This window comes from Methanobacterium sp. (assembly GCA_039666455.1).
Lineage (GTDB): Archaea > Methanobacteriota > Methanobacteria > Methanobacteriales > Methanobacteriaceae > Methanobacterium_D.
This window is the reverse complement of record JAVSLW010000005.1, coordinates 35,581-46,692: the sequence shown is the minus strand read 5'-3', so window position 1 is coordinate 46,692 and position 11,112 is coordinate 35,581. Positions and strand designations below refer to the sequence as shown.

Sequence of the window (11,112 nt, the reverse complement as noted above, 5' to 3'; positions counted from 1 at the left end):
TATCAGTCCTTTCAGGAGGTCTTGATTCAACAGTTGCAACAGCATATTTCAAGGATAAATATGATATTCATGCAATTACCTTTAACTACGGGCAGCGAAGTGCAGATATGGAAATAAAATCTTCAAAGGCAATATGTGAAAAATTAGGGATTGAACACACAATTGTAGAACTTCCGTGGCTTAAAAAGCTTGGAAAATCAGCGCTAACATCTGATACTGAGGTTCCAGAACTTAAAGCAGATGAACTTGATAATAAAGAAATATGTGATGAAACAGCAAGATGCGTATGGGTTCCAGGACGAAATGTAGTGTTTACGGCCATAGCAACCTCATTTGCAGAAGCAGAAGACGCAGAAATAATTATTGTAGGTTGGGACCTTGAAGAGGCAGTCACATTCCCCGATAATTCAAAAGAATTCTTAAACGCATTTAATGAAGTTTTAAAAATTGGCACACTTGATGGTGTTCAAATTGAAGCTCCTGTTATTGATTTAAATAAAGATGAAATCGTAAAACTCGGTGTTAAAATAAATGCCCCGTTTGATTTAAGTTATTCTTGCTATATAGGCGAAGAAGATCCTTGTGGAATTTGTGAGTCATGTATGAGACGTATAAGGGCATTTAAGAAAGCAGGAAGATAAAAAAATTACCTGTATCCTCCGTAAACTGCACCACCATAATACTTCCAAATTACATCAACATCCCTGAAACCTAAATCACGAAGCCAATCGAGATGATCCATTAATTTTGCCGGGTGATCTTCGTCTTCTGCAGCAGGTATCCATTTTTCATCTATTTCTCTCATGCTGACGCTTAAATTCATGAATTCTTTCCATTTACTTATGTATAGATCTTGAAGATATTCATTTGAGCCTAAAACCACGTCAGCATTATAAAACACGCCTCCATCATTTAAAGCACCATATATCTTTTTGTAGAATTCAATTTTATCGTCATCGGTTACAAGATGATGCAATGCTAAGGAAGAGACAATTGCATCATAATTTTCGGAAAATTCAAGGCTGTAAAAATCTCCAATAACATAATTTATATCATTATACTCATTTAATTTAATTTTAGCCATTTCAATCATGTTTTCAGCTAGATCTAAGCAAGTACACTGAGCATTAGGGAATCTTCCTTTAAGAGTTTTTGTTATATTGCCAGTACCGCACCCAAGATCAAGAACTTTTATTGAATCATCATTATTAAGTGGTATTGAGCTGATTAATGCATTTATCATATCTTTATACTGTGGAATTAATTTCAGGATGATTTCATCAAATTCTCTGGCTTCTTCTTCAAAATGAGCCTTTACTTTATTTGATTTTTTCAAAATAATCACTCCATAATTAAAAACTAAATAATTAAACGTTTTAAAAGAAATAAAATTTAATGAAAATAGAAAAAGCTACAGGTTTTATTTTATTACCATTAAAGTATCACCAGCGTTTACGGTATCACCTTCATTAATGAAGATTTCCTCTACAATTCCAGAGATTGTAGCATGGATATCATTCTCCATTTTCATTGTTTCAAGTACTGCAACCACATTTCCTTCATTTACCTTATCTCCTTTATCTACTTTGAGTTTAAGGATCATTCCCTGCATTGTGGCAGTGACTTCACCTTCAACAGGTCCTGAAGGTGTCTTAACAGCTTCAGCACTTTTAATTTCCATATATCCAACTGGAAGAACCTTAACATTGAAAACTTCACCGTCCACATCAACTGCGTATTCTGCGGGAACCATAGCCGGTGTTTCACAGGTATTTTCATTTGTAGGGGGCTTTAATTCTTCCTCTTCTGCTTCACCTTTTAAGAATTTAGGGGCAACTGCAGGGTAAAGGGCATAAGTTAAAATATCTTCTTCTTTTTTGATGATTCCTAATTTTTCTCCTTCTTCTTTATATTTTTCGAATTCGCCTTCAAGAAGGTCTCCCGGCCTTACAGTTACTGGTTTTTCATCACCAATAATTTTTTTCCGCACATTTTCATTAACTGGAGCAGGGGGCCTTCCATACAAACCTTTCAGATAATCTTTAACTTCCTTTGAAACATTTTTATATCTTTCTCCACCTAATACGTTCATAACTGCCTGAATTCCAACTATCTGGCTTGTTGGAGTTACAAGTGGAGGGTATCCAAGATCCTTTCTTACCTTTGGCACTTCTTCAAGCACTTCTTCATATTTATCAAGCGCATTCTGCTCTTTTAGCTGCGATACAAAGTTTGAAAGCATTCCACCAGGAATTTGATAGATAAGGACTTCAGTATCCACCTTTTCAGAGATGGGGTCAAGTATCCCGCTGTATTTCTGACGTATTTCTTCAAAATACTTTTTAATACGGGTTAAAAGTTTTAAATCAAGCCCTGTATCGTATGGAGTACCTTGAAGTGCAGCTACAATACTTTCTGTTGGGGGCTGTGATGCTCCCCATGATAATGGCGATATTGCAGTATCTAAAAGATCTACACCTGCCTCACAGGCTGCATAGTAACTCATAGGAGTCATACCGCTTGTGCAGTGGCAATGCAGATTAACTATTAAATCAGTTTCTTCTTTAAGAGTTTTAACAAGTTTATAAGTGTCATGAGGTGAAATTAATCCTGCCATATCCTTTATAGCTACTGAATTACATCCTAATTCTTCTAATTCCCGACTAAATTCCACATATTTTTCTAATGTATGGTATGGACTCACTGTATATGATATTACTCCCTGAACATGAGCATCCTGTTCATGTGCGACCTTAATGGCATATTCCATATTTCTAATGTCATTAAGTGCGTCAAATATCCGGAAAACATCAATCCCATTTTCATAGGACTTTTCAACGAATTTTCTTACTATATCATCCGGGTAGTGTTTGTATCCAACTAAATTCTGGCCACGAAGTAGCATCTGAAGTGGAGTCTTCTTTATATGCTCTTTAAGTTCTCTGAGTCTTTCCCATGGGTCTTCATTCAGGTAGCGTATGCATGTATCGAATGTTGCCCCTCCCCATGATTCCAGTGAGAAATATCCTACCTTATCCATCTCTTCAGCAATTGGCAGCATATCTCTTGTCCTCATTCTTGTTGCAAGTAGAGATTGATGTGCGTCCCTGAATGCTGTTTCAATGATCTTTATCTTTTTCATCTATGTCCCTCAAGTAATTGAATTGAAAATTAAATATCTCAATATATTTAGTCTTAACTGCCTTATAAATTATTTCCATTATTAATCGTGATGATTTCCACGTTTTAATTAACTGTACATGCCGTTGTTTAAATTAAAGTTTTAGAATTTCTAAAACTCATTGAAAATATGGTTTTCGGGCCTTAAAACCTCTGATTTTGTATGCAGCGAGAGATTCGCATGTTACATTTTGTAAACGCCAGAAATCTTTAAATTCTTGTGACGCTGTTTTATTAGTGTTTTATGGGTCAATTCATGATTAAAATCCAGAAAAAGTCTTTTTTTATTGAAACGCATATAACTGCGTTTCGTTTAAAAAAAAATCTTTATTTTCAGCAATTTCCATCGAAAAATTTATAAGGAATGAAAACCAAGTTAGTGTTGTCGGAAGCAGGAAGCATATTTCCGATTATGGAGAAAAAAAAACAAGAAATAGGGGGGTCTATTATGGTAAGAAAAGTAGCAATTTATGGAAAAGGTGGAATTGGAAAATCCACAACACAACAAAACACCGCAGCCGCCATGGCACACTTCCATGACCAGAAAGTCATGATTCACGGGTGCGATCCAAAAGCAGACAGTACCCGTCTGATATTAGGGGGTAAAATGCAGACCACCATGATGGACACATTAAGAGAAGAAGGAGAGGAAGCGTGTACTCCTGATAACGTCATGGAAACTGGATTTGAAGGAATAAAATGTGTTGAATCTGGAGGTCCTGAACCTGGTGTTGGGTGTGCTGGAAGAGGTGTAATAACCGCGATTACATTAATGGAAATGTATGGAGAATATGAAAAAGATCTGGACTTTGTATTCTTCGATGTTTTAGGGGATGTTGTCTGTGGAGGTTTTGCAATGCCTGTAAGGGATGGTAAAGCTGAAGAAATTTATATAGTGGCATCTGGAGAGATGATGGCACTTTATGCTGCAAACAACATCTGTATAGGCATGGTAAAATACGCTGAACAAAGTGGAGTAAGACTTGGGGGAATCATCTGTAACAGTCGAAACGTGGATGGTGAAAGAGAGCTTCTTGAAGAATTCTGTGAAAAAATTGGTACTCAAATGATTCACTTCGTTCCAAGGGACAACATAGTCCAGAAAGCTGAATTCAACAAAAAGTCAGTGATAGAATTTGACCCAGAATGCAACCAGGCTAACGAATACAAAACACTGGCTGATAAAATAATAAACAACAAGAGTTTCGTTATTCCAAAACCAATGACCATGGAAGAACTGGAAGAGCTGGTTGTAAAATACGGCCTTATAGATTAAATGGATGTGTAAAAATGAAAATGGTTAGAGCAATTATAAGACCAGAAAAAGCAGAAGAAGTGGTAGATTCACTGGCAGATGCAGGATACGTAGCGCTTACAAAAATGGATGTCGTTGGTAGGGGTAAACAAAAAGGAATTCGAATTGACAAGATTTACTACGACGAACTACCAAAAACAATGCTTTTACTTGTTGTGGAAGATGAAAATACTAACGCAATAATCGATATAATAAATGAATCAGCATTTACAGGTAGTTTTGGCGATGGAAAAATATTCGTAAGTCCTGTAGATGAGGTATACACTGTAAGAACAAGGAGCAAGGGTCTTTAAGACGTAGAGGTGTAAAGATGAAAGAAATTATTGCCATTATACGTCCGAATAAAATGACTCAAACAAAAGAAGTTTTAAGTGCCCTTGGATTTCCAGCAATGACTGCACACAGGGTCATGGGAAGAGGGAGACAGAAAGCAATAATAGGGGAGGTATCCTTCGACATAAATGAACAGGAACTTCTAAAAGAAGAAGGTAGCATGAGATACATGCCAAAACGGCTAATATCACTTGTTGTACCCGATGAAGACGCTTCTCTTGTAGTTGAATCTATAATGAGGGTTAATCAGACAGGGCAAATAGGTGATGGTAAATTATTTGTCTGCCCAATTGATGATTCTGTAAGAATAAGGACAAATGAACATGGAGAAGAAGCAATTTTATAGATTACAATTTATTAAGGGGAGTAGATATGCCTTACAAACTTTTTGAAGTTGATAAAGAAATTCCAGATAGAGAAAAACATGTTTATGTGAAAGATTCAGCAGATCCTGTGGAACATATCCCTAAATGTAATACTACGACCATTCCTGGATGCATGACCGAGCGCGGATGCTCATTTGCAGGGATCAGGGGAGTAATAGGTGGAGCCATAAAGGACGTTGTTCATATAGTTCATGCTCCTGTAGGATGCACTACTAACAGCAGTGGAAGTAAAAGGTACCCAACTTCACCTGATCTTCCAAACGGGGATAAAGTTCCAGTAGAAAACTTCAACCTGAAATACTGCATGGGTACAGACCTTAAAGAATCAGATGTGGTTTTTGGAGGAATGAAAAAACTCAGACAATCAATATTAGAAGCAGCTAAGGAATTTCCATTTGTTGGCGCTATTTATACCTACGCCACATGTACTACAGGACTTATAGGGGATGATATGGATGCTGTTGCAAAACAATTGTCAGAAGAACTGGGTAAAGATGTTGTGGCATTCAATGTCCCAGGATTTTCAGGCCCTACTCAATCTAAAGGACACCACGAGGGTAATATAACCTTCTTTAATCGCCTTGTAGGTACAAAAGAGCCACCTGAGACAACACCCTATGATGTGAACCTGATTGGTGAATATAACATAGATGGAGACAACTGGATCCTGGAACCCTACCTGAAGGAGATAGGTATAAATATACTCTCAAGATTTACTGGAGATAGCAGTCATGATGAGATATGCTGGATGCACAGGGCTAAATTAAGCCTGGTAAGATGTCAGAGATCTGCAAATTACATAGCTGACTTAATAGAGGAAAAATATGGCATCCCTTACATTAAAGTGGACTTTTTCGGCCCAAAATACTGTGCAGAAAACCTGATGGCTGTCGCAAAATATTTTGGCCTTGAAGAAAATGCTAAAAAGCTTATAGAACGTAAAATGAAAGAAATACAACCGGAGTTAGATTTCTATAAAGAAAAACTTCAGGGAAAGAAAGTATGGATGTTTTCTGGAGGTCCTAAAAACTGGCATTTTCCTGAACCATTAAAAGAAGAGCTTGGAATGGAAACAGTGGCAGTATCAACAATGTTTGAACACGAAGACGGATATGAGAAAATTAAAGCACGTGTAGGGGAAGAAACAGTCATAATTGATGATCCAAATTCACTGGAATTTGAAGAAATTCTTGAGGTCTATAAGCCAGATATAATCCTTTCTGGTGTAAAGGAGAAATACAAGGCCCATAAGTTTGGAGTGCCCGGTATTTTAATTCATTCATATGAAAACGGACCGTATATAGGCTTTGAAGGATTCCTGAACCTTGCCCGTGACATATATGCTGCTATTTACAGTCCTGTATGGAATATGATTGAATTTGAAGAAGAATTGGAAGAAAGTGAAGAGGAGGTAATAGAATGAGCTGTGCAAATGTAATTAAAAAAGAGAGAACTTCTGTAATTAATCCTCTTGTGACCTGCCAGCCAATGGGAGCAATGTATGCAGTTACAGGAATAAGAAGAGGACTTCCATTGGTACATGGTGCCCAGGGATGTTCTACATTTGTTAGATATGCTTTCGCCCGCCACTTCCGTGAACCCTCTGAAATTGCTGTAACATCACTTCACGAAGATGCTGCAGTTTTTGGTGGGAGAAGAAATCTGATATCTGGTATTGGAAATCTTGCAATGAGGTTCAAACCGAGTTTAATAGGGGCAATCAGTACATGTTCAAGTGAGATAATTGGAGATGACATGGATGGATTCATTAAAGTAGCCAAAAAAGAGATGAAAGAGAGAATGGGGGAGGAAGAGGCAGAAAAAGTAAAAATTGTGCCAATAAGTACTCCAAGTTTTGTTGAAACCCATTTTAAAGGTTATGACAATGCAATTAAAGCACTGGTTGATAATTTAGCTCGTGATCCAGGTGAATCTAATGACAAAGTTAATATAATTCCAGGAATTGTAAGCCCGGGAGATATACGAGAAATAAAACATATTCTTGCTTTGATGGGTATTGAAGGACTGTTTCTTACAGATATTTCAGATCCCTTTGATTCGCCTTTAAGACCGTCTGCAACAGAAATGAAACCATTCTATCCAAAAGGAGGAACAACAGTAGAAGAAATCTGTGATACTTCAAATAGTCTTGGTACAATCTCTTTATGTGGATATGCAGGTTCTGGTGCTGTATCACTGGAGAAAAAATATGATGTTCCTGCAGCAGTTGGCCCAATACCTATTGGAGTTCAAAACACCGACCAGTTCTTGAGGAATTTAAAGAAATTCACAGGTTTAGAAATCCCAGATGCAATCTTAGATGAAAGAGGACTGCTCATAGATTCAATGGCGGACATTGCATCAAGATATCTATTTGGACGAAAGGTCGCGGTGTTTGGAGATCCGGCAATAAGTTCAGGGATTGCTAGATTTGTCTCGGAATTAGGTATGATCCCTTCAGTGGTCTGTACTGGTGTTGAAAGCCCAGAATTTGTTGAAGAGATGAAAAAAGTAGCTAAAGAATCAGACGAACCTGTAGACGTATTGATAAGAAGCGACTTAAGGGACTTAGAAACACATCTACAAGAAAATCCAGTAGATCTTATGATTGGCCATTCTGATGGAAGATTATTCGCTAAATCACTTGATATTCCGCTTATAAGGGTTGGATTTCCTGTTTATGACCGAGTAGGATATCACAGAGTACCTGTAGTTGGATACAATGGTGGAGTTAACCTCATGGACAGAATAACAAATACAGTATTTGAAAAATGCTATGATGATAATGAATACTGGAAGCTCCAGCAATAGACTAAACTCTTACTAAATCCCTCAAAGCCATTTTAATAATCCAATTCAAATGGCTTGAATCACTATTTTTGAAAATAGTATGTTTTAAATGTATAGGGGTAAAAAATGCGGTTTTTTAAAGGTAAAAAAATGCAAAATGCAGTTAAATCTCCAAAAAACTCTGAAAAATCAGATAATAATGGAAAGATTATAAATTCATTCAATCAACCAGATATGTTACAAAATAGCCAACCATACTCATTAATAAAGGATTCATCGCCTGATAAAGCTTCTAATGGTGAGATTGTTGTTGATCATGTTCCTGAATCCATCATTAAGACTCTTGAATCTCGTCTGGATCACATGTGCATAAAAAAAAGCGAAGATGAAGGGGGGCCGTGTTGTAACACAGCTTCAGTACCGGGAATAGTCACCCAGAGGTCATGCGTTTACGGCGGAGCTCGAGTAGTACTCATGCCCATCACCGATGCCATACACCTTGTCCACGGACCTATAGGATGCGCATCATGCACATGGGATATTCGAGGTAGCCGAACTTCAGGAGAGGATCTTTATAAAACAGGGTTCTCCACCAACCTTGAAGAGAAGGATATAGTATTTGGAGGGGAGAAAAAATTATTCAGTACTATAATTGAGCTTAACAGCCTCTACCAACCCTCAGCCATATTTGTTTACTCTACCTGTGTTGTGGGTCTAATCGGTGATGATTTAAAAGCAGTTTGCAGAGAAGCTGAAAAAGTTACTGAATGCAGAGTTATCCCTGTGCAATCAGAAGGATTCAGGAGCTTCAACAAATCGTTAGGGCACCAGCTGGCCTGTGATGCCATGCTGGATTATCTGATAGGTACTGGAGAGATGGATAGTAAACTTAAGAGTGAAATCAGTACACAGCCAACCCTGAACATAGTGGGGGAATTCAACGTGGCTGGAGACCTCTGGGCAATTAAACCTCTCATAGAAAAGATGGGAGTAAAAGTTCTATCGGTTCTAACTGGTGATTCATGTGTTGAAGATATAGCTAAGGCACATCACGCTGATTTGAACATAGTGCAGTGCCAGAAATCATCCAACTATCTGGCCCGGCAGATGGAAGAAAAATACGGCATACCCTATCTCAAAGTGAACTTCTTTGGTATAGATGACACTGCTAAATCGCTTAAAATTATTTCTGAGTTCTTTGGGAATCCAGAAATGATTGAAAAAACAGATGAACTAATCAGAACTGAAATAGAAACAGTAAGATCCAAAATAAGCCACTATAAAAAGAAGTTAACTGGTAAACGAGTTGCAGTTTATGTTGGAGGTAATAAGGCATGGTCCCTTATTAGGGCTTTTGAAGAGCTTGGAATGAAGGTTATCATGACCGGTACTCAAAATGGCCTTCCTGAAGATTACGAACGCATTATGGAAACTGTAAGCGAAGGAACTCTTGTTGTAGATGATGCTAATTCCATGGAATTATCCAGACTCCTTCAAAAATATCAGCCAGATCTGGTCATTTCTGGTGCAAAAGAGAAGTATATGACTCATAAATTGGGAATACCATTTTGTGACTTTAACCATGACAGAATAACATCCTTTGCAGGTTTTAAAGGATTCATAAATTTTGCTAAAGAACTTGACAGGGCAGTATCAAGTCCTGTGTGGAAATTCACTCCAAAAAAATATCAGGGGATTTGAAATGAATGAAAATACAGGTGATGGCATAATCAAAAATTCAAGAATTTGTGGTGAAATTCACAGGCCAATCCCTAACAAACACTTTGCAGTTATCAATCCCTCCAAAATGTGCCAGCCTATGGGGGCAGTACAGGTTCTGCTTGGAGTTCGTGGTGCAATGCCTCTAATTCACGGCTCCCAGGGCTGCAGCACTTACATGAGGTTTCAATTATGCAGGCATTTCAGAGAGCCTGTAAATGTTTCTTCCACTTCCATGAGTGAAGGAACTGTGGTTTACGGCGGAGAAGCAAACCTTTTAAAGGCTCTGGAGACAATATGGAAAGAGTACAAACCTGAAATCATAGGTGTCACCTCAAGTTGTCTTACCGAGACTGTAGGGGATGATATGAGCCTTATAATCGGTAAATTTAGGCAGAAACATCCTGATGAGGAACTACCTGCAATTGTTCCAATATCCACTCCAAGTTATGCTGGATCCCATGTGGATGGTTATGATAAGGCGATTAAATCGCTTATAGAAAATTTAGCATGTCTTGACGAACCTAATGGTAAAATTAACTTCATAACTGGAAATATATCACCTGCAGATATCAGAGAAGTTAAAGAAATTCTGGAACTTCTGGACATTGAAAGTATAATACTTACCGATAGTTCAAAATCTCTGGATGCACCACATACTGATTCAGTTTCATTCCTTCCATCAGAAGGGACTGCTGTAGATGAAATAAAAGATGCAGCCAATTCAAAAGCTACCGTATCTCTTTGTAGACACGCTGATTCCGGGGCAAAATTCCTTGAGAAAAGATTTGATGTTAAATCTATTTCAGGATTTCTGCCTGTGGGATTACAAAGTACTGATAGTTTTATATCCTCAATTTGCAAGCTTAATGGATGTGAAGTTCCAGTTAAACTTGAAAAAGAAAGAGGAAGGCTTATAGATGCTATGGTGGATGCTCATCCATATAACTACGGACGAAAGGTCGCTATTTATGGTGATCCTGATGTGGTAGCAGCATTAGCCCGTTTTACAGCTGAATTAGGAATGATCCCTGCCATAGTCTGTACAGGGCCAAAAAGCAAACGTTTCCTTGACGATATGAAAATTGTAGCAGAAGAAAGTTGTTCACATCCCGTAGTTCTTGAAGGATGCGACCTTTATGACCTTCACCAGCAGATAAAAGAGAATCCTGTGGATCTGCTTATTGGAAATTCCTATGGTGCACGAATAGCTAAAGAGGAAAATATACCACATTTGCGAATGGGCTTCCCTATATATGACCGTTTAGGTGCCCAGAGAATGCCGATGGTTGGTTATAAAGCAGGGATTGGTTTGGTTGACACTCTGGCTAACATAATTCTAGAAAACTACTATGATGAGTCTGGACATGAAATAGAAACTTAATAATA

General features: G+C 37.9%; 10 protein-coding genes. 8 read left to right on the top strand and 2 right to left on the bottom strand.

Going from position 1 to position 11,112, the window contains the following annotated elements; translation table 11 throughout:
* Positions 1–641 (top strand): 7-cyano-7-deazaguanine synthase QueC (gene queC, locus PQ963_01465; protein MEN4028340.1); only part of this gene is annotated, 641 nt, incomplete at its 5' end.
* Between the two features lie 5 nt (positions 642–646).
* Here queC and PQ963_01460 read toward each other — a convergent pair.
* Together PQ963_01460 and oadA are read right to left on the bottom strand one after the other, a co-directional pair.
* On the bottom strand, positions 647–1,336 hold the full coding sequence (locus PQ963_01460; protein MEN4028339.1) for a class I SAM-dependent methyltransferase: 690 nt from the start codon (positions 1,334–1,336) through the stop codon (positions 647–649).
* Positions 1,337–1,420: 84 nt separating this feature from the next.
* Positions 1,421–3,142 carry a sodium-extruding oxaloacetate decarboxylase subunit alpha gene (gene oadA, locus PQ963_01455; GenBank protein ID MEN4028338.1) on the bottom strand — a complete coding sequence of 574 codons (1,722 nt, stop codon included), beginning with the start codon at positions 3,140–3,142 and terminating at the stop codon, positions 1,421–1,423.
* A 486-nt stretch (positions 3,143–3,628) separates the two neighbouring features.
* On the opposite strand from oadA, the gene nifH reads away from it, so the two are divergent.
* The 7 genes from nifH (at position 3,629) to nifN (ending at position 11,107) form a co-directional block, all read left to right on the top strand.
* Positions 3,629–4,456, top strand: a complete 828-nt coding sequence (gene nifH, locus PQ963_01450; protein ID MEN4028337.1) for a nitrogenase iron protein — start codon at positions 3,629–3,631, stop codon at positions 4,454–4,456.
* A 14-nt stretch (positions 4,457–4,470) separates the two neighbouring features.
* Positions 4,471–4,788, top strand: a complete 318-nt coding sequence (locus tag PQ963_01445; protein MEN4028336.1) for a P-II family nitrogen regulator — start codon at positions 4,471–4,473, stop codon at positions 4,786–4,788.
* 17 nt (positions 4,789–4,805) lie between these two features.
* Positions 4,806–5,174, top strand: a complete 369-nt coding sequence (locus PQ963_01440; GenBank protein MEN4028335.1) for a P-II family nitrogen regulator — start codon at positions 4,806–4,808, stop codon at positions 5,172–5,174.
* A gap of 26 nt (positions 5,175–5,200) precedes the next feature.
* Positions 5,201–6,637 carry a nitrogenase subunit alpha gene (locus PQ963_01435; protein MEN4028334.1) on the top strand — a complete coding sequence of 479 codons (1,437 nt, stop codon included), beginning with the start codon at positions 5,201–5,203 and terminating at the stop codon, positions 6,635–6,637.
* Positions 6,634–8,025 (top strand): nitrogenase component 1, encoded by a 1,392-nt coding sequence (locus PQ963_01430; protein MEN4028333.1) that lies wholly within the window; start codon positions 6,634–6,636, stop codon positions 8,023–8,025. The genes PQ963_01435 and PQ963_01430 overlap by 4 nt, the downstream gene beginning before the upstream one ends.
* Positions 8,026–8,130: 105 nt before the next feature.
* Complete coding sequence (nifE, locus tag PQ963_01425) at positions 8,131–9,705, top strand: nitrogenase iron-molybdenum cofactor biosynthesis protein NifE (GenBank protein ID MEN4028332.1); 1,575 nt, start codon at positions 8,131–8,133, stop codon at positions 9,703–9,705.
* Between the two features lies 1 nt (position 9,706).
* A complete protein-coding gene (gene nifN, locus PQ963_01420; GenBank protein ID MEN4028331.1) occupies positions 9,707–11,107 on the top strand; it encodes a nitrogenase iron-molybdenum cofactor biosynthesis protein NifN in 1,401 nt (466 codons plus the stop codon).
* Positions 11,108–11,112: the final 5 nt, after the last annotated feature.